A 21,931-nucleotide genomic window follows, 5' to 3' on the forward strand; every position below is an offset into this window, starting at 1 on the left:
GCCCCTCAGTCCCATTCCAGGCCGCCGCGCCGCCACACGTAGGCGTAGGCGACGAAGACGGTGAGCACGAAGAGCAGCATCTCGACGAGCCCGAAGATCCCCAGGGCGTCGAAGGTGACGGCCCAGGGGTAGAGGAAGACGATCTCGATGTCGAAGACGATGAAGAGCATCGCCGTCAGGTAGTACTTGATGGGGAAGCGACCGCCGCCGGCGGGCATCGGGGTGGGCTCGATGCCGCACTCGTAGGCTTCGAGCTTCGCCCGGTTGTACCGTTTTGGGCCGATCAGCGTGGCCATGACCACGGAGAAGATCGCAAACCCTGCGCCGATGGCGCCGAGCACGAGGATGGGTGCGTACGCATTCACGCTCCTCGCTCCTTCCAGTCGTCCTTGACCGTTGGGCCGCTGCGCCGGCGCCGAGTGCCCCGCCCCCTCGAAGGCAGTCCCCGGAAGCGGGGGCCGATCGCATGTGAGGCAGTTCACAAGCCGGACTGGTGCGCATCTTATGCCCGCCGGTCTGTGATCTGCGACACGGGTGCCAACACCGGGTTTGTGATCTCCACCACCCGGCGAACGATCATGAACCCCGATGAGTGGTGATCTTCGTACGCAAGGCATCCACATGATCACCAAAGGTGACATCCGGGCCCGTAGGCGCAGGTGAAAGGCCTGTTGCTCTATCAAACGATGGGCTGTGCAGGCAAATTGGCGGCTAGGCCGCTCAAGTGATAAAGGAGCACGCGTCCCTCACCCGGGGGACGTCCCGCGTACGGGAGTGGACACGGTGGCCGGAAGTCGCCGCCGGAGGGGAGCGGGGGGAGATCCTGTGCATCCGTTCACGAACCGCACGGTGCGCTCACGGCCGGATCACGAAGCGGCCACGACGCCCTCACGGCGGCAGGCGACTGTGACCTGCGTCACGCGGAGCGGGGGCCGCCGAAAGGGGGCTTGGCCAACTGTGCGGGTCGATGGTAGGCCGTGGATCAATTCGGACTTATTACTGAAAGCCCATGATCACAGGCTTGTGAAAGCGTGTCCGTTACGTCCGTTACGGCGTCAATAAGAGGCGCGACGCGCCCGGTTAGCGGCCTCGGCGGGCAACTGTGGCGCAGACCACGTTTCTTGAAGGAAACCCGGCACCCCTGATAGCGGTTGTCCCATGTCCCACACCGCTCACATACCCAGCCACCGGAAGCCCCGCCGCAGCGCCTCGAAGCTCGCGGTCCGCGCCGGAGTTGCCGGTGGCGTCCTCAGCACCCTGGCCATGGCCGGGACCGCGAGCGCGTCGCCGTCCGAGCCCGTGGCCGAGACGACGCTCGAGATGCCGGTCCTCGACCTGGACCTCGGCACCGAAGTCTCCAACGCCGTCAACACGGCCGCCGAGAACACCCGCGTCGCCGCCGTAGAGGCCGCCGTCACCGGCGAGCTGAACGCCCTGGAGGAGAGCGCCCGTACGGGAGCCGCCGCCGAGGCGAAGAAGGCGAAGGAAGACGCCACCAAGGCCGCCGAGCTCAAGGCGAAGCAGGAGGCCGACCGCAAGGCCGAGGCCGAGCGCGCGGGCCGCAGCACCGACCGCACCTCCCTGACCACCGCCTCCGCCGCCGACAACGGCGGTTCCTCCGCCTCCACCGGCTCCACCGCCTCGAAGCCGGCCACCGGCTCGGCGGCCGCCATCGTGAGCTTCGCCCGCGCCCAGATCGGCAAGGCGTACGTGCTGGGCTCCACCGGCCCCACCGCGTACGACTGCTCCGGGCTCGTCCAGGCCGCGTACCGCCAGGCCGGCATCAAGCTGGACCGCGTCTCCCAGGACCAGTCCATGGCCGGCCGCTCGGTCTCGCTGAGCAACCTGCAGCCCGGCGACATCCTGTACTGGGGTGCCAAGGGCAGCGCGTACCACGTCGCCATCTACTCGGGCAACGGCAAGTTCATCGGTGCGCAGAACCCCAGCACCGGCATCGTCGAGCGCAACATGAGCTACGACATGCCGACGGGCGCCGTCCGCGTCCTCTGACCGCACGACCGTCCGCGAGGTCCGGTACTCCCCCGCTCGGGGGCGGAGTACCGGACCTTCGGCATGCCGAGACCGGGCAGCCCCCTGGCCCTGGGCCTCGGCTGGACCGTCTCCGGCGCGCTGCCGCTGTCCGGGCTCGTCCTGCCGGCCCGCTGCGTCCGCACCGTCCACGGCGCCCACGGCGGCGAGAACGGCCACCACACGCCCGACTGCCCGCCACGGCCCCCGCAGGGCCCCGGAGACGCCTGAGAGCCGCCCCCGGCCACGGGAGCGGCTCTCAAGGCGCCACCGAGCGGCTGGCGGCCCCCTCAGGCCTTCGGGGCCACCTTCGAGAGGCCGTTGATGATGCGGTCCATCGCGTCGCCGCCCGTGGGGTCGGTCAGGTTCGCCAGCATCTTCAGCGTGAAGCGCATCAGCACCGGGTGCGTCAGGCCGCGCTGCGCGGCGATCTTCATGACCTTCGGGTTGCCGATCAGCTTCACGAAGGCGCGCCCCAGCGAGTAGTAGCCGCCGTAGGTCTCCTTCAGCACCTTCGGGTAGCTGTGCAGGGCCAGCTCGCGCTGCGCCGGAGTGGCCCGGGCGTGCGCCTGCACGATCACCTCGGCCGCGATCTGCCCGGACTCCATCGCGTAGGCGATGCCCTCGCCGTTGAACGGGTTGACGAGCCCGCCCGCGTCACCGACCAGCAGCAGGCCCTTGGTGTAGTGCGGCTGGCGGTTGAAGGCCATCGGCAGCGCCGCGCCGCGGATCGGCTGCGTCATGTTCTCCGGGGTGTAGCCCCAGTCCTCCGGCATGGACGCGCACCAGGCCTTCAGGACCTCGCGCCAGTCCAGCTCCTTGAACGCGGAGGAGGAGTTGAGGATGCCGAGGCCGACGTTGGACGTGCCGTCGCCCATGCCGAAGATCCAGCCGTAGCCCGGCAGCAGCCGGTCCTGCGGCCCGCGCCGGTCCCACAGCTCCAGCCAGGACTCCAGGTAGTCGTCGTCGTGCCGGGGCGAGGTGAAGTACGTGCGCACCGCGACGCCCATCGGGCGGTCCTCGCGCCGGTGCAGGCCCATCGCGAGGGACAGCCGCGAGGAGTTGCCGTCCGCGGCGACCACGAGCGGGGCGTGGAAGGTGACCGGGGTCTTCTCCTCGCCGAGCTTGGCCTGCACGCCCGTGATGTGCCCGGTGCGGGGGTCGCGCACCGGCTCGCCGACGTTGCAGCGCTCGTACAGCCGGGCGCCCGCCTTCTGCGCCTGGCGGGCCAGGGTCTCGTCGAAGTCGTCCCGCTTGCGGACGAGTCCGTAGTCCGGGAAGGAGGCGAGTTCCGGCCAGTCCAGCTGGAGCCGCTGCCCGCCGCCGATGATGCGCAGGCCCTTGTTGCGGAGCCAGCCCGCCTCTTCGGAGATGTCGATGCCCATGGCGACCAGCTGCTTGGTGGCCCGGGGGGTCAGACCGTCGCCGCAGACCTTCTCGCGCGGGAACGCCGTCTTCTCCAGGAGCAGGACGTCCAGCCCGGCCTTGGCGAGGTAGTAGGCGGTCGTGGAACCGGCGGGCCCGGCCCCGACGACGATCACGTCCGCGGAGTGTTCGGTGAGGGGCTCGGTCACTGCGGGGTCTCCTGGAGGCTCGGTGGAAAGTGCCCGGCGGCACAGGAACATGACGCAGTCTATGCAGCGGCGCGGTACCGGCCCGGCCGAGGGCGTCACCGCTGCGCGGGACCGTCCCCGGCCCGGCCCGCGGACACGCCCCGGCCGCGGAAGGGGCTCAGAAGATGCTCAGGCCCGTCAGGGTGGTGAAGCGGTCCAGTGCCGCCACGCCGGCCACCGAGTTGCCCCGGGAGTCCAGGCCCGGGCTCCAGACCGCGAGGGTGCAGCGGCCGGGGACCACGGCGATGATGCCGCCGCCCACGCCGCTCTTGCCCGGCAGGCCCACGCGGTACGCGAACTCGCCCGCCGCGTCGTACGTACCGCAGGTCAGCATCACCGCGTTGACCTGCTTCGCCTCGCTGCGCGTGAGGAGGCGCGAGCCGTCCGCGCGGAGGCCGTGGCTGGCCAGGAAGCGGCCGGCCAGGGCCAGGTCGGCGCAGCTCATCTCGATGGAGCACTGCCAGAAGTAGTGCTCCAGCAGCGCCGGCACCGGATTGTCGATGTTGCCGTACGAGGACATGAAGTGGGCCACCGCCGCGTTGCGGTCGCCGTGTTCCTGTTCGGACGCCGCGACGTCGGCGTCGAAGCCGAGGTCCGGGTTGCCGCTCTCCTGCCGGAGGAAGTCCAGGAGTTCGCTGCTCGCGTCGCCCGTCAGGGTCTGGAGCCGGTCGGTGACGACCAGCGCGCCCGCGTTGATGAACGGATTGCGCGGGATGCCGTTCTCGTACTCCAGCTGCACCAGGGAGTTGAAGGGGTTGCCCGACGGCTCCCGGCCCACGCGCTCCCACAGGCTGTCCCCGCCCTCCGCGAGGGCGAGGGCGAGGGCGAAGACCTTCGTGACGGACTGGGCGGAGAAGGGGGTGCGCCAGTCGCCGACCCCGAAGACGTTGCCGTCGAGGTCGGCGACGGCCATGCCGAACTGGCGCGGGTCGACCTTGGCCAGCGCCGGTATGTACTCGGCGGGCGTGCCGCTGCCCACCAGGGGGGAGACGTCGGCCGCGATCCGCTCCAGCAGCCCTTGGTAGTCCATGGAGGGTTACGCCTTGACCCCGCGGTGCAGCGCCACGATGCCGCCGCTCAGGTTCCGCCAGGCCACCTTCGACCAGCCGGCCTTCTGCAGGAGGGCCGCCAGCGCCGGCTGGTCGGGCCATTCGCGGATGGACTCGGCGAGGTAGACGTACGCGTCCGGGTTGGAGGACACCGCCCGGGCGACGGGCGGCAGGGCCCGCATCAGGTACTCGGTGTAGACGGTCCGGAAGGGGGCCCAGGTGGGCTGCGAGAACTCGCTGATCACGACCTGGCCGCCGGGCTTGGTCACCCGGTACATCTCGCGCAGCGCGCCGTCCGTGTCCTGGACGTTGCGCAGCCCGAAGGAGATCGTCACGGTGTCGAAGACGTCGTCCTTGAAGGGGAGCCGCGTCGCGTCGCCCGCCGTCAGCGGCAGCCACGGGTTGCGCTTCTTTCCCTCGCGGAGCATGCCGAGGGAGAAGTCGCAGGGGACGACGTACGCGCCGGTCGCGGCGTACGGGAGGGACGAGGTCGCGGTGCCCGCGGCCAGGTCGAGCACCATCTGGCCGGGGCGGGCGGCGACCGCCCGGGCGGCCTCCTTGCGCCACAGGCGCGCCTGGCCGAGGGACAGGACGTCGTTGGTGAGGTCGTAGTTCGCGGCCACCCCGTCGAACATGGAGGCGACTTCGTGCGGCTGCTTGTCCAGGGAAGCCCTTGTCACTGGCGTTGGCCCCTCGGTGCTCGGTGTGTCTGCGTGGACGGGTACACCGTCATCCTCTCAGGCCGCCGGCCCCGGCGGACCGCTGCCCCGGCCCGGCCGGAATCCCGGCGGATCCGGACCGGAACCGGGCAGACTGGGCCGGACATTCCGAACAAAGGGTCTTCGGATGCCGACAGGCCGGTCAGTGAGCGCACGGCCGGCCGGGCGGAACTCCGGCGCCGCCGCTCAGCGCCGCCGGTGCAGCAGCCGGCCGGAGATGACCGTGGCCACGCAGGTGGTCGCGCCGCGCTCCAGCAGCTCGGCCTCGTCCGCGACCGCGAAGACCGCGAACCGGGCCGCGGCGCCCGCCTCCAGCACCCCGTGGAAGGCCTGCCCGGCCGACTCCCGCCCGGCGAGCGGGTCCAGGGCGGGCGTGCCCTCGTACGGGGCGGGCGGTACCACGGCCAGGCCCGAGCGGGTCACCGCCGTGCGGACGGAGGCGGTCGTGAAACGCCCCGCCACCGCCACCACCCCGCGCGCGAGCAGCTTCTGCGTGCCCCGGCGGGCGCTGTTGCCCCAGCGGGACTCGGTGATCTTCAGCGCGTCGAGGGCGTCGGCCCCGGTGATCGGGCCGGCGCCGAGCTCGGTGACCTCGTACGGGTCGTCCGGGTAGTACGTGCGCTCCAGCAGCTCGTCGGCGCCGCGTGCGAACAGCCCCGGGGTCAGCACGCCGGGCCAGCGGCGGACCCGGGCGTGCGGTGCCGCCGCGCCGAGTTCCCCGTACGGGCCCACGCGGACGATCCGGTCGCCCTCGACCAGGACCGCGCCGTCCTCCAGCGGTACGGCGCCCGGTCCGGTAACGAGGAGGCCGGCGGTGTGCAGCGTCAGCATCGGGCGTCAGTTCGTGGAGATGAGCTTCAGCTCGGGGTGCGCGGTGCCGCCCTCGATGGCGGTCGAGGAAATGTGCGAGACCACGCGGTCGTCGACGGGGTCGTCCGCCGGGTCGTCGTGGACCACGATGTGCTCGTACGTGGTGGCGCGCTGCGCGGGGACCCGGCCCGCCTTGCGGATCAGGTCGATGATCTCCTGGCGGTTCGAGCGGTGCTTGGCACCGGCCGAGGAGACCACGTTCTCCTCCAGCATGATCGAGCCGAGGTCGTCGGCGCCGTAGTGCAGGGCGAGCTGGCCCGCCTCCTTGCCGACGGTGAGCCAGGAACCCTGGATGTGGGCGATGTTGTCGAGGAAGAGCCGCGCGATGGCGATCATGCGCAGGTACTCGAAGACGGTCGCCTGGGTCCGGCCCTTGAGGTGGTTGTTCTCGGGCTGGTACGTGTACGGGATGAAGGCGCGGAAGCCGCCCGTGCGGTCCTGGGTGTCCCGGATCATCGCGATGTGCTCGATGCGCTCGGCGTTGGTCTCGCCGGTGCCCATCAGCATGGTGGAGGTGGACTCCACGCCCAGCCGGTGGGCGATCTCCATGATCTCAAGCCAGCGCTCGCCGGACTCCTTCAGCGGGGCGATCGCCTTGCGCGGGCGCTCGGGGAGGAGTTCGGCGCCGGCGCCGGCGAAGGAGTCGAGGCCGGCGGCGTGGATGCGCTCGATGGCCTCCTCGGCGGAGACGCCCGAGATGCGGGCCATGTGCTCGACCTCGGACGCGCCGAGGGAGTGGATGACCAGCTGCGGGAAGTCCTTCTTGATCGCCGAGAAGTGGTGCTCGTAGTACTCGACGCCGTAGTCCGGGTGGTGCCCGCCCTGGAACATGATCTGGGTGCCGCCCAGCTCCACGGTCTCCGCGCAGCGGCGCAGGATGTCGTCGAGGTCGCGGGACCAGCCCTTCTTCGTGTCCTTGGGGGCCGCGTAGAAGGCACAGAACTTGCACGCCGTGACGCACACGTTCGTGTAGTTGATGTTGCGCTCGATGATGTACGTCGCGATGTGCTCCGTACCGGCGTAGCGGCGGCGGCGCACCGCGTCGGCGGCCTGGCCGAGCGCGTGCAGCGGGGCGTGCCGGTAGAGGTCGAGGGCCTCTTCCCTGGTGATCCGGCCCCCTGCGGCGGCGCGGTCGAGGACGGACTGGAGTGCGGCCGGGTCGGTCACCGGTGGATCACCTTTCGGCGGTGTGTCAGGGTCCGGACCGATCCAGCCTACGCCAGGGGCCGTGCGCCGCTTTCAGGGCGGGGGTCACGGGCTGCGGGTGAGGTCCCCCTCGGGGTTCCCGGCGGGCACGTCCCCCGACTTGTAGTGCAGGGTTCCGTTCGCGTTGAGGGTGAAGCGCTCGTCGGAGGAACCGTTCGAGCAGATGCCCGGTGCGGGGTTGGGGCCGCCGGCCGTGTCGAGGACGAGGGAGCGGTCGGTGGCGGAGGCGAGCTTCCAGTCGCCGCTGCAGTCGGTGCCGAGCAGGTCGATGACCGACTTGTCCCGGGCGACGACCTCGCCGACCTTCCCGGCCCTGATGGTGATCTCGAACTTGCTGGGGACGCCCATGCGGGCGGTGACGACCGTGCCCTTCCAGGTGCCGACGAGTTCCTTGGGGACGTCGTTACGGGTCCCCTTGGGCGGGGCCGCCGAGGCGGACCCCGACGGCTGGGCGGAGTCCGGTGCGGAGCCCGCCGGGTTCGGGGCCGGCGTCTTCGGGGGATTGCCGTGGGCCGCGTCCCGGCCTTCCTCCCGGCCCCCCGGCAGCAGGCCCATCCCGTACAGCCCGCCGGACACGGCCGCGAGTACGGCGGCCGCGCCGAGCACCAGGGTGCAGCTGAAGCGGCGGCCGGCCGCGCTGAGGGTGACCCCGCGGCCGCCGGCGTCGGCCGCGGTGCGCTGCTGCGGCACCCCGCCGCCCGCGCCACCGCCGGCCGTCTCGGTCGGGGCGCCGTACACCCCGCCGCCGGAGTGGCCGCCCGGGGTCCCGTACGACGGGTCGGGCGTCCCGAAGCCGACGCCCGCGGGCCCGCCGGAGGAGGACCCGCCCGTGAACGGCACCGGCCCGGACGCGTACCCGGCGGCGTACCCGGAGCCGGTCTCGGTGGCGGGCGGGGACGCGTACCCGGCGGCGTACCCGGCCGGGGTGCCGGAACCGGAGCCGCCCGGCGCGCCCGCGTCCCCGCCGGAGGCGTCGGCGTCCAGGTCCAGCAGGGCCACCGCCGCCCGGCTCGCCTCCTCCACCAGCGGCGCCGGAAGCCACCCCGGCGCGCCCAGCGCCCCGCCCAGGGCCCCCGCGAGGACCTCGGGCGCCGGCCGCTCGGCGGCCGTCTTGGCCAGGCACGCGCCGATCAGCTCGCGCAGCTGCCCGGCGGGGACCCCGTCGAGCTCCGGCGGCTCGTGGACCACCTTGTAGAGGAGGGTCGCGGAGTTGTCCCCGCTGAAGGGCGGCCGGCCCGTCGCCGCGAAGGCCAGGACCGCGCCCAGGGAGAACACGTCCGACGCACCGGTGACGCCCTTGCCGAGGATCTGTTCCGGGGACATGTAACCGGGCGAGCCGACGGAGACCCCGGTGGAGGTCAGCGAGGCGGTCCCGTCCGTGGCCCGGGCGATCCCGAAGTCGATCAGCCGCGGCCCGTCGAGGGTGAGCATCACGTTGGAGGGCTTCACGTCGCGGTGGACGAGGCCCAGTCCGTGCACCGCCACCAGCGCGCGGGCCAGCCCCGCGCCGACCGCGCGCACCGAGGCCTCGGGCAGCGGCCCGTGCCCGGCCACGGCCCGGTCGAGGGAGGGTCCCGCCACGTACCCGGTCGCGACCCACGGCACGGCCGCCTCCGGGTCGGCGTCCAGCACGGGCGCGGTCCACTCACCGCCCACCAGCCGGGCGGCCTCCACCTCGCGGCGGAAGCGGGCGCGGAACTCCCTGTCGGAGGCGAAGTGCGGGTGCACGATCTTGACGGCGACGGTCCGGCCGCCGGCGCTGCGCCCCAGATAGACCCGCCCCATGCCGCCCGCGCCGAGCCGGCCGAGCAGCCGGTAAGCGCCGATGGCGCGCGGCTCGCCGGCTTCCAGCGGCTGCATCGCGTCCCCCGTCCCCCGAGATCCGTGTGGTGCGAACAGACAGAACCTTAGGGGGTGGCGGGGGCGCGTTCCCGCCGAATACCTTCCGCTTCCCCCGCTCCCGTTCGCATTCACCTTCGAGCGACGTGAATACGAAAGGGGAACGAATTCCCGGCAAACGGAACATTCCTCTGGGAGAAGCGGAAGGCCTGCGCCGATATCGCGATCAGTGATCCGGCGCGGCGGGCTTCAGCAGCTCCACGACGACGTCCTCGTCGTACCCGGTGTCGCCTCCGGTCCGGCGCGCGAATTCGCGTACGCCGGCCAGCTGGTCGGGGCCGAAGCGGAAGTCGAGGGTGGTGAAGTAGCGCTGGAGCAGCTCGGCGTCGAAGGCCTCCCAGCGGGCCGCCTGCTCGGCGACCTTGACGACCTCCTCCAGGGAGACGTCCCGGGAGGCGAGGAACGCCTGGTGGACCTCCCGCACGACCAGGGGCTCGCGCTCCAGGTAGTCCTTGCGGGCGGCCCAGACGGCGAAGACGAAGGGCAGCCCCGTCCACTCCTTCCACATGTGGCCCAGGTCGTGCACGGTCAGCCCGAGCCGGGGCGCGTCGTGCAGCGAGGCGCGCAGCGCGGCGTCGCCGATCAGCACCGCCGCGTCGGCCTCCTGCATCATCACCCCCAGGTCAGGGGGGCAGGTGTAGTAGTCGGGCCGGACTCCGTACTGCTCGGCGAGCAGCAGCTGGGCCAGTCGCACGGACGTGCGGGAGGTCGAGCCGAGGGCGACGCGGGCGCCGTCCAGCTGCTCCAGCGGGACCTGCGAGACGATCACACAGGACATGACCGGGCCGTCGCAGCCGACCGCCAGGTCGGGGAAGGCCACGAGCCGGTCGGCGTTGCGGAGGTACTCGACGAGGGTGATGGGGGCGATGTCCAGCTCGCCCTGGACGAGCCGCTCGCTCAGCTTCTCCGGGGTGTCCTTGGTCAGCTCCATGTCCAGCAGCGTGCCGGTTCGGGCCAGCCCCCAGTAGAGGGGCAGGCAGTTCAGGAACTGGATGTGGCCGACGCGGGGCCGGCTGCGATAGACGTCCACATCGCGAGACTAGCGGCGGTTCTCCGTCAGCGATCGAGCGGGTCTCAAACGTCCGGGTGACGTGATCTTTCCCTCTGGTCTCGGCCCGAGGGTGCGTGCTAGGCTCGACGCAAGTTGCAGTTTGGTTTCCCTTGCAGTACGAGGCCTGCGGAGCATGTAACCCGCGGGCTTTTGTAGTTTTCAGACTTCTTAGCAGGTTCTGGAGCAGGGCGACCCTTTGGCCCATAGGAGGGCTCATGGCTACCGGAACCGTGAAGTGGTTCAACGCTGAAAAGGGCTTCGGCTTCATCGCCCAGGACGGCGGCGGCCCGGATGTCTTCGTCCACTACTCCGCGATCAACGCCTCTGGCTTCCGCTCCCTCGAGGAGAACCAGCAGGTCAACTTCGACGTCACGCAGGGCCCGAAGGGTCCGCAGGCGGAGAACGTCACCCCGGCCTAGTCGCCAGGCCGACCGGATCGCGGTCGAAGTAGCAGTACCCAAGGAGCCCTGCCTCCTCCGTGCGAGCGGAGGAGGCAGGGCTCCTGCCTTTTTCCGTGCGCGGTGCCCGGGCGGCAGCGGGCGGCCGACGCCGTTCGGGGGGCGCCGCTGGTTCCGCAGGGTGAGCATTCATCACTTCATGTGTTCATTTCTCCGGCTCCGGGGAGGCTGGGCCCTGGTACCAGCCGCCACCGAAAGGACGCACAGCACATGAGGAAGATCGCTTGGACCGCACGAGGCATCTCCGCCGCTACGGGGGCACTGCTCCTCGGGGCCCTGATGGCCCCGTCCGCGGCTGCCACCGGCGGTCCTGGGCCGGAGCCGGACCCCCACGCCAACAAGAAGTGCGGTCCGGTGGCGCGCCACGTGGCCTCCGCCGCCCCCGACTTCGCCTTCGCCCTCGGCACGGTGTTCCGCCTGGCCACCGACCGGGACGGGCACGCCTTCCTCAACGACAGCCGCAACCAGGGCGTGTGGATCGACCTGAGGGCCGTCCCGCACGCGCCGAAGTGCGTCGTCGACGTCGCCGTCTCCGTCGAGGAGGCCAGCAACGGCCGGCTCACCCTCAGCCTGCTCAGCAAGAGCGGCGTGATCTACGAGGCCCGCTGCACCACCAGCTCGACCCCCTTCAGCCCGACGAACCTGGCGGGCACCTGCGGGGTCGGCTTCCAGCCCCTCCAGGCCACGCCGGTATAGCGCGCCCGACGCGCCGCAGGACACGACACGGCCGGCCGCCCGGAGGCGGCCGGCCGTGTCGTGCGCGGAGCCCGGTCAGGCCTTGGGGGCGGCGGTGATCTCGATGGTGACGATCAGCTCGGCCTTGTCCGCCGTGAGCAGCCGCAGGTGGTACGTGCCCGCGGGAACGCCCTGGGTGAGCAGCTCGGGCAGGACGGCCCTGCCGTCGGCACCGGTCGCGGGCAGCGCCACCGTGAACAGCTTCTCCTCGGCCGTGTCGCCCTTGAAGTAGGGGCCCTTGGCGGTCCGGGGGTCCACGGGGGCCCAGACGCCGCCGGCCTTCTCGACGAGCGCGGCGATGATCCGGGCGCCGGCCACCGGCTTGTCACCGCGGGCGGCCAGGAACTCCAGCCCCTTGACCGCGGTGCCCGCCTGGACCCGCACCGGGGTGGCGGACCCGGTGCGGGTGAGCTCGACCGGCTCCTCGGCCGGCTTCGCGGTGGTCCTGCCCTCCAGGGCCACGGTGAACTGGCTCTTGGCGTCGTAGGCGGTGGCCCGCAGGGTGAAGGTGCCCGCCTTCGGGCCGGCCTTGAGCCGCGGGGCGGTGGCGATGCCCTCGGCGTCCGTACGGACGACCACGCTCGCCTCGTCGCCGAAGACGAAGCCGGTGCCGCCGGTGGTGTCCTGCTCGACGGCGACGACGACGGCCTGGCCGACGGCCGGCTTGCCGTCGCTGAGCACCGCCTTGAAGCGGGTGCCGTCCGCGAAGAGGCTGCCGGCCTCGGCCTCCAGCTTCGCGTCGCCGACCCGCTCCAGCTTGGCCAGGGTGGCGGGCGCCGGGGTCGGCTTGGACGGCTCCGGCGTCGGCGTCGGCTTCGTCGGGTCCGGCGTCGGGGTGGGCTTCGGCTTCGGAGTCTGGCCGCCCGGGTCGGCCGGCTTCGTGGCGGGCGGCCGCGGCGCGGGGACGTGCGGGGTGGGAAGGGTCGGCGTGGGCGGCGTCGGGTAGTTGCCGACGGGCGGGTTCGGGATGCCGGCCGTGCCGTCCTGCTGGTACTGGCGCATGTAGCCGAGCACGGAGTTCACGTACTCGCGCGACTGGTTGTAGCTGAGGATGGCCTTGTCGAGGTCGGCCGGGAGCGAGAGGTCCTTGCCGCCGGAGCAGAGGTAGAGCCCCGCGCCGAGCGCCGCGTCGTAGATGTTGTTCGCGTCGCGCTTGCCGTCGCCGTTGCCGTCGGCCTTCCAGGTGGCCCAGGTGGAGGGGATGAACTGGAGCGGGCCGAAGGCGCGGTCGAACTCCGTGTCGGCGTCGAACTCGCCCTTGTCGGTGTCCAGGATCCTCGCGTAGCCGTTGCCGTCCAGGCGCGGGCCGCGGATGGGCTTCTCGGTGGTGCCGTCGGCCTTGAGGCCGTAGCCGGACGCGTGCACCGACTCCACGCGGCCTATGCCGGCGACCAGCGCCCAGGACAGGTTGCACTTGGGGAGGGCGGCGGCCACGGCCACCTCGGCACGCTTGTAGGCGTCGAGGGCGGTCGCGGGTATGCCGGAGGCGCCCTCGGCGGCGACGGTGCCGCCCGTACCGGCGGCGGGCGGGACCACCGGGTCCGCGAGCTGCCCGGGCAGGTCGAGGCGGGCGTCGCCGCGGTCGGCGGCCTGCGGGCTGTCGGGCGTGGGCTCGGCCTCTCCGGCGCCGGCGACCGGGGTGTTGGTCACGACGGCGGCGGTGGTGAGGCTGGCCGCGAGCGCGGCGGTGCACAAGACCTTGCGCGAGGTGTTGACTACGTGACGGTGAAGCGGCTTCACGGTGCGGCGATCCCCCCAAGGCGGCCGTCAAAGGCGGGCGGCCGGTCGGGCCGCGATTCTTCTGTCTATCAGGTATTCCGATACGACTCACCGGCGCCCCCGCAGATATGACGCACCATTCGTCTCGGCTTCACCCGGCTGTGGCCCAGGACGTCCAGCCCCGCTCCGGCGGCCCTCCGGTCCGGCCCGGGAGGGGGCCGGTGCCCTTGTCCGTAACACCCCGAAGGCCCGTGCCGTTACGGATCCCCGCCCTTTGTCCCGGATGTCACGGCGAGCGGCCGGGGGGCGGCCGGTCGCCGGATGTCACGGCGAGCGGCCGGGGGGCGGCCGGTCGCCCGCGAGTCCTTCGCCCGGCCGGTCGCGGAGAGCCGTGGGCCCCGAGCGGAACGGGGGTTGTCGTCGGGGCCTGATACGTTCAGGGCCGATCGAGCGCACTGGTGTTCGGCACCCCTCTTCCGCGAGCCCTTCCGTGAGAACGCCCGGAAGCGGAAACGGAATCGGAACCGGATTCGGGACCGGCCCGGGGGTCCCGCCCGTCGCCGCTCCCCGCCGTCGCCGATACCGAAGGCCCGCCCATGAGCACTCCGCCGCCGAACCCCTACTCCGGAGCCCCCGTTCCGCCGAACCCGCACCCCGGCGCCCCGGCCGGACAGAACCCGTACGGGCAGCCCCCGGCGGGCCCGAACCCGTACGGCCAGCCGCCGGCGGCCCCGAACTCCTACGGCCAGAATCCGTACGGGCAGACCCCGTACGGCCAGAACCCGTACGGACAGCCCGACGCGGCCGGCCACCCCGCCCCCGGTCAGGACCACCCCGCCCCCGGCCATCCGCAGTACGCGGCCCCGTACCCGCACGCCCAGGCGCCCGGCTGCCGCAACTGCGGGGCCCCGGAGACGGCGAACTTCGCGGTGCGCGCCCACGTCGGCGTACTGATCCTGATGCGCTTCCACACCCTCAACGGGCCCTTCTGCCGTCGGTGCGCCCGGTCGCTGATCCGCACCATGACCACCAAGACCCTGTGCCAGGGCTGGTGGAGCCCCTTCTCGCTGGTGGTCTTCACGCCGTTCACCCTGCTGTGGAACCTGTTCGCCTCGATGAAGTACGCCAAGCTCCCGCAGCCGACCCCCGCGCCGGGCCGGCAGCCGCTGGAGGAGGGCCCGCCGGTGCACGCGCGGCCGCTCGCCTACGTGGCGATCATCCCGCTGCTCTGGGCCACCTGGGTCGCCGTGAACATCTTCCTGGACGTCACCGGCCGCCGCTGAGCCCGCCGGGGCGTCCCCGGCCCCGCGCCCCTTCACACCGGGGCCCCGCACCCCTACCCTGACGGTCCGTCAGATCCATGGATCCGAGCCGCCGGGGAGCGCGTGATGCTGCTGCGAGGGAAGACCGTCGTCGTCTCCGGTGTGGGGGCCGGGCTCGGCCACCAGGTGGCCGCCGCCGTGGTGCGCGACGGCGGCAACGCCGTCCTCGGGGCGCGCACCGAGGCCAATCTGGCCAAGTCCGCCGCCGAGATCGACCCCGAAGGCACCCACACCGCGCACCTGCCCACCGACATCTGCGACGAGCGGCAGTGCGAGGCCCTCGCCGCGCTCGCCCGCGAGCGCTTCGGCGGGATCGACGCCGTCGTGCACGTCGCCGCCTGGGACTCGTACTTCGGCGGCCTGGAGGACGCCGACTTCGGGACCTGGCAGCAGATCCTCGACGTGAACCTCCTGGGCACCCTGCGCATGACCCGGGCCTGCCTGCCCGCCCTCAAGGCGGGCGGCGGCTCCGTGGTCTTCATCGGCACCCAGTCCGCCGTCACCGCGCCCAGCGAGGTCCGCCAGGCCGCCTACGCCGCCTCCAAGGGCGCACTGACCTCCGCCATGTACTCCCTGGCCCGCGAGCTCGGCCCGCACCGGATCCGCGTCAACACCGTGCTCCCCGGCTGGATGTGGGGACCGCCCGTGCAGGCCTTCGTCACCTTCGCCGCCCACGCCGAGGGCGTCCCCGAGGCCGAGGTGCACCGGCGCCTGACCGGCCGGACGGCCCTGCCCGACCTCGCCACCGACGGCGACGTCGCCGACGCCGCCGTCTTCCTCGCCTCCGACCGGGCGCGGGCGATAACCGGCCAGTCCCTGCTGGTCAACGCCGGTGAGCTGATGCGATGACGCCCTCCACCGGTGTCCGGGCGGATCGTATGCTCGCCCCATGACCACTCCGAGTGACGCTCCGACCGACAACGCGATGCGCCGTGCGCTGCGGCGGGCCCGCGCCGGCGTCGCCCTCGACGCGACCGAGGCGGCCGTGCTCCTCCAGGCACGCGGCCCGGCCCTGGAGGACCTGGCCGCCTCCGCCGCCCGGGTCCGCGACGCGGGCCTGGCGGCCGCCGGCCGGCCGGGCGTGATCACGTACTCGAAGAGCGTGTTCATCCCCCTCACCCGCCTGTGCCGCGACAAGTGCCACTACTGCACCTTCGCCACCGTCCCCGGCAAGCTGCGCCGCGCGGGCCACGGGATGTTCATGTCCCCGGACGAGGTCCTCGACATCGCCCGCCGCGGCGCCGCGCTCGGCTGCAAGGAAGCGCTCATCACCCTCGGCGACAAGCCCGAGGACCGCTGGCCCGAGGCGCGCGAGTGGCTGGAGGCGCACGGCTACGACGACACGATCTCCTACGTGCGGGCCGTCTCCATCCGCATCCTGGAGGAGACCGGGCTGCTGCCCCACCTCAACCCGGGCGTGATGTCGTGGTCGGACTTCCAGCGCCTCAAGCCCGTCGCCCCCTCCATGGGGATGATGCTGGAGACCACCGCCACCCGTCTGTGGTCCGAGCCCGGCGGCCCGCACCACGGCTCCCCCGACAAGGAGCCGGCGGTCCGGCTGCGCGTCCTGGAGGACGCCGGACGTTCCTCCGTCCCCTTCACCTCCGGGCTGCTGATCGGCATCGGGGAGACGTACGAGGAGCGCGCCGACTCGCTCTTCGCGCTGCGCCGGATCTCCCGGGCCTACCACGGGATCCAGGAGCTGATCATCCAGAACTTCCGCGCCAAGCCGGACACGGCCATGCGCGGCATGCCGGACGCCGAACTGGACGACCTCGTCGCCACGATCGCCGTGGCCCGGCACATCATGGGTCCCTCGGCCTGCCTCCAGGCCCCGCCCAACCTGGTCGACGGGGAGTACGCGCGGCTGATCGGCGCCGGCATCGACGACTGGGGCGGGGTCTCCCCGCTGACGCCGGACCACGTCAACCCGGAGCGGCCGTGGCCCCAGATCGACCTGCTGGCCCGGCGGTCGGCGGAGGCCGGCTTCGAGCTGCGCGAACGGCTCTGCGCCTACCCGGAGTTCGTGCGCCGCGGCGAGCCGTGGCTGGACCCCCGCCTGCTGCCCCACGTACGGGCCCTCGCGGACCCGGAGACCGGGCTCGCCGATCCGGACGCGGTCGTCGAGGGGCACCCGTGGCAGGAGCCCGACGACTCCTTCGCCGCCTACGGACGCACCGACCTGCACACCGCCGTCGACACCGAGGGCCGCACCGGAGACCGCCGCGAGGACTTCGACGAGGTCTACGGAGACTGGGAGGCCCTGCGCGAGGCCGCGGCGCCCGGCATGGTGCCCGAGCGCATCGACACCGACGTACGGGCCGCCCTCGCGCGGGCCGCCGACGACCCGGAGCGGCTCACCGACGACCAGGCCCTGGCCCTGCTGCACGCGGACGGCCCGGCGCTGGACGCGCTGTGCCGGATCGCGGACGACCTGCGCCGGTCGGTGGTGGGCGAGGACGTCACGTACATCGTCACGCGGAACATCAACTTCACCAACGTCTGCTACACCGGCTGCCGCTTCTGCGCCTTCGCGCAGCGCCGTACGGACGCCGACGCCTACACCCTGTCCCTGGAGCAGGTCGCCGACCGGGCGGCCCAGGCCTGGGACGTCGGCGCGGTCGAGGTGTGCATGCAGGGCGGGATCCACCCGGACCTGCCGGGGACGGCGTACTTCGACATCGCGCGGGCCGTGAAGCGGCGGGTCCCGGGGATGCACGTGCACGCCTTCTCCCCGATGGAGGTCGTCAACGGCGCCACCCGGACGGGGATGTCCGTACGGGACTGGCTGACGGCCGCCAAGGAGGCCGGGCTGGACTCCATCCCGGGCACGGCGGCGGAGATCCTGGACGACGAGGTCCGCTGGGTGCTCACCAAGGGCAAGCTGCCGACGGCCGACTGGATCGACGTCATCACGACCGCGCACGAGCTGGGCATCCGCTCCTCCTCCACCATGATGTACGGGCACGTGGACCAGCCCCGGCACTGGCTCGGCCACTTCCGCACCCTGTCCCGCATCCAGCAGCGGACCGGCGGGTTCACGGAGTTCGTGACGCTCCCCTTCATCCACACCAACGCCCCCGTCTACCTGGCGGGCATCGCCCGGCCCGGGCCGACGGTCCGCGACAACCGGGCGGTCACGGCGATGGCGCGGCTGCTGCTGCACCCGCACATCCCCAACATCCAGACGAGCTGGGTGAAGCTGGGCACGGAGGGCGCGGCCGAGATGCTCCGCTCCGGCGCCAACGACCTGGGCGGGACCCTGATGGAGGAGACCATCTCCCGGATGGCGGGGTCGAGCTACGGCTCGTACAAGTCCGTACGGGACCTGGTCGCGGTCGCGGAGGCGGCGGGCCGCCCCGCGAAGGCCCGTACGACCCTGTACGGGGAGGTCCCGGCGGAACGCCAGGACGCGGCCCGCGCCTCGGACGGCCACCTGCCGGAGCTGCTGCCGGTACTGGACTGAGCGGGCGGGAGCACGGGGGTGGCCGGACGGATGGCGAAGCGTGTAATCGGGCAGCCGCGTGGCCGGATCCGTTCGCATTCCGGCCGTTCTCCGGTCAGTTACGGGCGACGCGACAGAGTGCTTCCGAACGTGACCGAAGCTGTCCACTACAGTGCGCGTCCTGAGCCTGGGGGGACGGCATGGACACGACGATGAGCACGGTGGACGACGCGGTGAACGGCACGGCGGCGGACCCGGCGGGGAGCACGACGGGCACGGCGACGGGCACGGCCCTGCCGGGGACGGTCCCCACCGGGGCCGCCGCGACCGCCCTGTGGGGCCGCGCCGAACAGCAGGACTTCCGCAGCCGGGTGCGCGGAACCCTCCTCGGCTCCGCCGTCGCGGACGCCCTCGGCGCACCCGTCGCCGGCCTCTCCCTCGACGCCATCCGCCGGGCCCACGGCCCGGCCGGGCTGTCCGCACCGGCCACCCCGGCCGCACCGGCCCCGGGCCGCCGCGGCGCCGTCACCGCCGCCACGCAGCTGACCATGTTCACCGTCGACGGCCTGATACGGGCCCACGTGCGCCGCGACTCCGGCGGCTGGCACCCGCCGACCGACGTGCACCGCGCCTACCGCCGCTGGGCCGCGACCCAGCACGACTGGGGCCCCGACGAGCGGCGCGAGGACAACGGCTGGCTCGCCAACGAGGAGTGGCTCTACGCCCGGCGCGCCCCCGAGCGCGCCTGCCTGACCGGCTTCGCCGACGACACCCTCGCCACCCTGGACAGGCCGAAGAACCCGGCCGCCCGGGACGCCGCCGCCGCCGTCCGCTCGGCCCCCTTCGGGCTGCTGGTCGGCTGGGAGCCCGCCCTCGTGCTCCAGCTCGCCGTCGAGTGCGCCGTCCAGAGCCACGGCCACCCCGCCGCGTACCTGTCGGCGGGAGCCTTCGCCGTGACCGTCCACGGCCTCACCCGGGGCGAGCCCCTGGACGCCGCCGTCCGGCGCGCCCTCGGCCTGCTCGCCGCCCGCCCCGGCCACGAGCCCGTCACCGAAGCCCTCCGGCGCGCCCTCGCGGCCGTCACCCGGGGCGCGCCCGGCCCCGATACCGTCGAGTCCCTCTTCCCGGCCGACGGAGACGGCCGCGCCGCCGAGGACGCCCTCGCCGCCGCCGTCTACTGCGCCCTGGTCGCCGAGGACGTCCCGCACGGGCTGCGCCTGTCCGTCAACCACGGCGGCGATTCCGCCGCCACCGGCGCCCTGTGCGGGGCCCTGCTCGGCGCCCTGCACGGCGAGACGGCCCTCCCGGCGGCCTGGCTGGCCGAACTGGAGGGCCGGGCGGCGCTGCTGGAGCTGGCCGACGACTTCGCCCTGGAGATGACCCAGGGCGCCGCCCTGCACGGCCCCTCGGGCTCCGCCCCGGGCTGGCTGGCCCGCTACCCCCGAGGCTGACCCGGGACCGGCCCCGGGCTGACCACCGGCGCGGCCGCCGGTCAGGCGTGCGGCCGCCTCGGGTGCACCCACAGCGCCCGGCCGACGGCGCACAGTTCGCCCCCGGCGGTGGCCAGCGCCGTGCCCACCGTGTACTTGCGGCCCTCCCCGCCCAGCGGCCACGCGTACGAGACCAGCCCCCCGGCCGCCGGCACCGGGCGCAGCAGCCGCCCCGTCAGTGACGCCGTCACCGCCCCGGCCGGGCCCCCGCCCGCGCCCAGCAGCCGGCCCGCCGCGTTGCCGGGGCAGTCCAGCGCGGCCCAGGCCAGCTCGGGCGGCAACAGCCCGTCATCGTCGAGGAGTCCGGCGTCCGGGGTCCAGGCCGTGGCCACGAGGTCCCGCCCGGGCACCCGTCCGCAGTGCAGCCGCAGCCCCGTCGCCGGCGTCCGGTCCAGCCCGCAGCCGAAGCAGTCGACCTGCCCGTCCGGCGGATCCGCCCGGTAGGCGTCCGCGGCCTTCGAGGCCTCCGCCCAGGACGGGGCCGCGGGCACCTCCCCGTCCGGCGCGGCCACCGCCGACGCGGCGGCGAGCAGCACCCCGTCGGCGTCGAGCAGGGCGGCTCCGCCGTCCTCGGCGTCCGGGTCCAGCCGGACCGCCGCCCCGGTCGGTACGGGCCGCCGGAAGTCCACCCGTACCGCCCCGGCGTCCGCCGGCAGCCGCCCGGCGACGCGCTCCGCCAGCAGCCCGGCCACGTATCCGCCGAAGGCCACTCCGGGGTAGCCGTGCAACGCCTCCGGAACCGTGATCGTCTCCATCGAGTCCATGGCGCACACCTCATCACACGCCGCGCGCGGGCCCGCCCCGCGCCCTGCCCCCGGCGCGGGGAAGCCCGTAACTTGGCCTTCCCGACGTCTCGGAGGTGCCCACGCCCATGCGGATCGCCACGACCATCTTCCTCACCGACCGCACCGTCTCCCCCACCCGCCTCGCCCGCTCCCTGGAGCAGCGCGGCTTCTCCGGCCTCTACCTCCCCGAGCACACCCACATCCCCGTCAGCCGGGACACCGACGCCCCCATGGGCGGAGAACTCCCCGAGCACTACGGGCGCACCCTCGACCCCTTCGTCGCCCTCGGCCAGGCCGCCGCCGTCACCGAACGCCTCCACCTCGGCACCGGCATCACCCTCGTCGCCCAGCACGACCCCATCGGCCTCGCCAAGCAGGCCGCGACCGTGGACCACCTCAGCGGCGGCCGCCTCACCCTCGGCATCGGATACGGCTGGAACGTCGAGGAGGCCTCCGACCACGGCGTCGACTGGCGCACCCGGCGCGAACGCGTCCGGGACCACATGGCGCTGATGCGCGCCCTGTGGTCGCCGGAGCCGACCGCGCACGAGGGCCCGTACGCCTCCGTCCGCGCCAGCTCCGCGTACCCCAAGCCGGTCCAGGCGCCCCGCGAACTCGCCCCCGGACAGCCGCTGTACGGGCCGCGCACCCTGATCGGCGGAGCGGCCGGCCCGAAGCTCTTCGCCGCGATCGCCGACCACGCCGACGGCTGGCTGCCCATCGGCGGACGCGGCCTGACCGAGTCGGTGCCGGCGCTGCGGCGGGTCTGGGAGGACGCCGGACGCGACCCCAAGACGCTCCAGGTGGTCCCGTACGCCGTCCAGCCGACGCCGGGCAAGCTCGGGCACTACGCCGACCTGGGCATCGAGGAGGTCGTCCTCCAGCTCCCCTCGGCACGGGAGGCGGAAGTCCTTCGCGCCCTGGACGAGTTCGCCCAGTACCTCTGACCGGCGCCGCGCGGAACCGGACCACCCCGCCCCGGCGTGTCCGTAGGTACCGCCGCCTGCCCGGACGGCTGGTAACTTGGCCCGTCTTTCGATCGACTCGCCCCTGGGGGACCATCCGTGCACAGCAACCTGCGTATCTCCGTCGCCGCCGCAGCCGGAGTCGCGGCCCTGCTCACCCTGACCGCCTGCGGCAGCGACAGCAAGCCCGCCGAGGACAAGAAGCCGGGCGCCGCCGCCTCCGCCCCGACCCCGGGCGCCCCGGCCGCCACGCCCTCGGCGGGCGGCGGCGCGGCCGCGGGCACCCTGGACGGCGGCTGGATCGCCATGGCGACCCCGGGCAAGGGCGTGGTGCTCACCGTCAAGGGCCAGAGGGCGTTCGTGGTCGAGGCCGCCACCGGCCTGACCTGCGAGGGCACCACCAACGGCTCGACCCTGGACCTGAAGTGCCCGGCGGGCGCCACCCGCTCGAAGGGCAAGGTCGACTCGGTCGACGCCACCACCCTGAAGGTCACCTGGGAGGGCGCGGGCCAGGACACCTTCCAGAAGAGCGAGCCGGGCAAGCTCCCCTCGCTCCCCGCCCTGCCGAAGTCGTAGC

20 protein-coding genes are annotated in these 21,931 nt (G+C 73.2%); 10 read left to right on the top strand and 10 right to left on the bottom strand.

Annotated features, from left to right (window positions below; all coding sequences use genetic code 11):
- Positions 1 to 5: 5 nt before the first annotated feature.
- Positions 6 to 365, bottom strand: a complete 360-nt coding sequence (locus tag ACZ4WZ_RS13700) for an NADH-quinone oxidoreductase subunit A (RefSeq protein WP_249767272.1) — start codon at positions 363 to 365, stop codon at positions 6 to 8.
- A gap of 793 nt (positions 366 to 1,158) precedes the next feature.
- Between ACZ4WZ_RS13700 and ACZ4WZ_RS13705 the strand changes: the two genes are divergently transcribed.
- Both ACZ4WZ_RS13705 and ACZ4WZ_RS13710 read left to right on the top strand, forming a co-directional pair.
- The gene (locus ACZ4WZ_RS13705) at positions 1,159 to 2,010 is read left to right on the top strand and encodes a C40 family peptidase (protein WP_467889305.1); all 852 of its coding nucleotides are present in this window, start codon (positions 1,159 to 1,161) and stop codon (positions 2,008 to 2,010) included.
- 63 nt (positions 2,011 to 2,073) lie between these two features.
- The gene (locus ACZ4WZ_RS13710) at positions 2,074 to 2,259 is read left to right on the top strand and encodes a hypothetical protein (protein ID WP_467889306.1); all 186 of its coding nucleotides are present in this window, start codon (positions 2,074 to 2,076) and stop codon (positions 2,257 to 2,259) included.
- Between the two features lie 59 nt (positions 2,260 to 2,318).
- On the opposite strand, the gene ACZ4WZ_RS13715 is transcribed toward ACZ4WZ_RS13710, so the two are convergent.
- From ACZ4WZ_RS13715 to ACZ4WZ_RS13745, 7 genes are all read right to left on the bottom strand, one after another.
- On the bottom strand, positions 2,319 to 3,602 hold the full coding sequence (locus ACZ4WZ_RS13715; RefSeq protein WP_467889309.1) for a geranylgeranyl reductase family protein: 1,284 nt from the start codon (positions 3,600 to 3,602) through the stop codon (positions 2,319 to 2,321).
- Between the two features lie 157 nt (positions 3,603 to 3,759).
- Positions 3,760 to 4,671, bottom strand: coding sequence for a glutaminase (locus ACZ4WZ_RS13720; RefSeq protein ID WP_467889312.1), 912 nt, complete (start codon positions 4,669 to 4,671; stop codon positions 3,760 to 3,762).
- Between the two features lie 6 nt (positions 4,672 to 4,677).
- The gene (locus ACZ4WZ_RS13725; protein WP_467889315.1) at positions 4,678 to 5,370 is read right to left on the bottom strand and encodes a demethylmenaquinone methyltransferase; all 693 of its coding nucleotides are present in this window, start codon (positions 5,368 to 5,370) and stop codon (positions 4,678 to 4,680) included.
- A gap of 225 nt (positions 5,371 to 5,595) precedes the next feature.
- Positions 5,596 to 6,240, bottom strand: coding sequence for an imidazolonepropionase-like domain-containing protein (locus ACZ4WZ_RS13730; protein ID WP_467889318.1), 645 nt, complete (start codon positions 6,238 to 6,240; stop codon positions 5,596 to 5,598).
- Positions 6,241 to 6,246: 6 nt separating this feature from the next.
- Positions 6,247 to 7,446: a cyclic dehypoxanthinyl futalosine synthase gene (gene mqnC, locus ACZ4WZ_RS13735; protein ID WP_467889321.1), complete on the bottom strand. Its 1,200-nt coding sequence runs from the start codon at positions 7,444 to 7,446 to the stop codon at positions 6,247 to 6,249.
- Between the two features lie 84 nt (positions 7,447 to 7,530).
- Entirely contained in the window at positions 7,531 to 9,345 is a 1,815-nt protein-coding gene (locus tag ACZ4WZ_RS13740) for a serine/threonine-protein kinase (RefSeq protein WP_467889324.1), read from the bottom strand.
- A 205-nt stretch (positions 9,346 to 9,550) separates the two neighbouring features.
- A complete protein-coding gene (locus ACZ4WZ_RS13745) occupies positions 9,551 to 10,414 on the bottom strand; it encodes a menaquinone biosynthetic enzyme MqnA/MqnD family protein (protein WP_467889326.1) in 864 nt (287 codons plus the stop codon).
- Between the two features lie 236 nt (positions 10,415 to 10,650).
- On the opposite strand from ACZ4WZ_RS13745, the gene ACZ4WZ_RS13750 reads away from it, so the two are divergent.
- Entirely contained in the window at positions 10,651 to 10,854 is a 204-nt protein-coding gene (locus ACZ4WZ_RS13750; protein WP_007265804.1) for a cold-shock protein, read from the top strand.
- A 249-nt stretch (positions 10,855 to 11,103) separates the two neighbouring features.
- Positions 11,104 to 11,589 (top strand): hypothetical protein, encoded by a 486-nt coding sequence (locus ACZ4WZ_RS13755; RefSeq protein WP_467889329.1) that lies wholly within the window; start codon positions 11,104 to 11,106, stop codon positions 11,587 to 11,589.
- A 75-nt stretch (positions 11,590 to 11,664) separates the two neighbouring features.
- Here ACZ4WZ_RS13755 and ACZ4WZ_RS13760 read toward each other — a convergent pair whose 3' ends face one another.
- Positions 11,665 to 13,368: a lytic transglycosylase domain-containing protein gene (locus ACZ4WZ_RS13760; protein WP_467889331.1), complete on the bottom strand. Its 1,704-nt coding sequence runs from the start codon at positions 13,366 to 13,368 to the stop codon at positions 11,665 to 11,667.
- Positions 13,369 to 13,943: 575 nt separating this feature from the next.
- Between ACZ4WZ_RS13760 and ACZ4WZ_RS13765 the strand changes: the two genes are divergently transcribed.
- From ACZ4WZ_RS13765 to ACZ4WZ_RS13780, 4 genes are all read left to right on the top strand, one after another.
- Complete coding sequence (locus ACZ4WZ_RS13765; protein WP_467889334.1) at positions 13,944 to 14,630, top strand: LppU/SCO3897 family protein; 687 nt, start codon at positions 13,944 to 13,946, stop codon at positions 14,628 to 14,630.
- A 105-nt stretch (positions 14,631 to 14,735) separates the two neighbouring features.
- Positions 14,736 to 15,518, top strand: coding sequence for an SDR family oxidoreductase (locus ACZ4WZ_RS13770; protein WP_467889336.1), 783 nt, complete (start codon positions 14,736 to 14,738; stop codon positions 15,516 to 15,518).
- 40 nt (positions 15,519 to 15,558) lie between these two features.
- Positions 15,559 to 18,135 carry a bifunctional FO biosynthesis protein CofGH gene (locus tag ACZ4WZ_RS13775; protein ID WP_467889338.1) on the top strand — a complete coding sequence of 859 codons (2,577 nt, stop codon included), beginning with the start codon at positions 15,559 to 15,561 and terminating at the stop codon, positions 18,133 to 18,135.
- Positions 18,136 to 18,446: 311 nt separating this feature from the next.
- Positions 18,447 to 19,565, top strand: a complete 1,119-nt coding sequence (locus tag ACZ4WZ_RS13780; protein ID WP_467889590.1) for an ADP-ribosylglycohydrolase family protein — start codon at positions 18,447 to 18,449, stop codon at positions 19,563 to 19,565.
- A 41-nt stretch (positions 19,566 to 19,606) separates the two neighbouring features.
- Here ACZ4WZ_RS13780 and ACZ4WZ_RS13785 read toward each other — a convergent pair whose 3' ends face one another.
- Positions 19,607 to 20,368: a hypothetical protein gene (locus ACZ4WZ_RS13785; RefSeq protein ID WP_467889340.1), complete on the bottom strand. Its 762-nt coding sequence runs from the start codon at positions 20,366 to 20,368 to the stop codon at positions 19,607 to 19,609.
- Between the two features lie 107 nt (positions 20,369 to 20,475).
- On the opposite strand from ACZ4WZ_RS13785, the gene ACZ4WZ_RS13790 reads away from it, so the two are divergent.
- Together ACZ4WZ_RS13790 and ACZ4WZ_RS13795 are read left to right on the top strand one after the other, a co-directional pair.
- Positions 20,476 to 21,336 (top strand): TIGR03619 family F420-dependent LLM class oxidoreductase, encoded by an 861-nt coding sequence (locus tag ACZ4WZ_RS13790; protein WP_467889343.1) that lies wholly within the window; start codon positions 20,476 to 20,478, stop codon positions 21,334 to 21,336.
- Between the two features lie 117 nt (positions 21,337 to 21,453).
- Positions 21,454 to 21,930 carry a hypothetical protein gene (locus ACZ4WZ_RS13795; RefSeq protein WP_467889346.1) on the top strand — a complete coding sequence of 159 codons (477 nt, stop codon included), beginning with the start codon at positions 21,454 to 21,456 and terminating at the stop codon, positions 21,928 to 21,930.
- Position 21,931: the final 1 nt, after the last annotated feature.

Source organism: Streptomyces sp. NPDC029122, assembly GCF_055569445.1.

Coding starts and splice junctions, on each gene's coding strand:
- ACZ4WZ_RS13705 (WP_467889305.1), top strand. CDS start 1,159: ATGTCCCACACCGCTCACATACCCAGCCACCGGAAGCCCCGCCGCAGC.
- ACZ4WZ_RS13710 (WP_467889306.1), top strand. CDS start 2,074: ATGCCGAGACCGGGCAGCCCCCTGGCCCTGGGCCTCGGCTGGACCGTC.
- ACZ4WZ_RS13720 (WP_467889312.1), bottom strand. CDS start 4,671: ATGGACTACCAAGGGCTGCTGGAGCGGATCGCGGCCGACGTCTCCCCC.
- ACZ4WZ_RS13730 (WP_467889318.1), bottom strand. CDS start 6,240: ATGCTGACGCTGCACACCGCCGGCCTCCTCGTTACCGGACCGGGCGCC.
- ACZ4WZ_RS13740 (WP_467889324.1), bottom strand. CDS start 9,345: ATGCAGCCGCTGGAAGCCGGCGAGCCGCGCGCCATCGGCGCTTACCGG.
- ACZ4WZ_RS13750 (WP_007265804.1), top strand. CDS start 10,651: ATGGCTACCGGAACCGTGAAGTGGTTCAACGCTGAAAAGGGCTTCGGC.
- ACZ4WZ_RS13755 (WP_467889329.1), top strand. CDS start 11,104: ATGAGGAAGATCGCTTGGACCGCACGAGGCATCTCCGCCGCTACGGGG.
- ACZ4WZ_RS13765 (WP_467889334.1), top strand. CDS start 13,944: ATGAGCACTCCGCCGCCGAACCCCTACTCCGGAGCCCCCGTTCCGCCG.
- ACZ4WZ_RS13770 (WP_467889336.1), top strand. CDS start 14,736: ATGCTGCTGCGAGGGAAGACCGTCGTCGTCTCCGGTGTGGGGGCCGGG.
- ACZ4WZ_RS13775 (WP_467889338.1), top strand. CDS start 15,559: ATGACCACTCCGAGTGACGCTCCGACCGACAACGCGATGCGCCGTGCG.
- ACZ4WZ_RS13785 (WP_467889340.1), bottom strand. CDS start 20,368: ATGGACTCGATGGAGACGATCACGGTTCCGGAGGCGTTGCACGGCTAC.
- ACZ4WZ_RS13790 (WP_467889343.1), top strand. CDS start 20,476: ATGCGGATCGCCACGACCATCTTCCTCACCGACCGCACCGTCTCCCCC.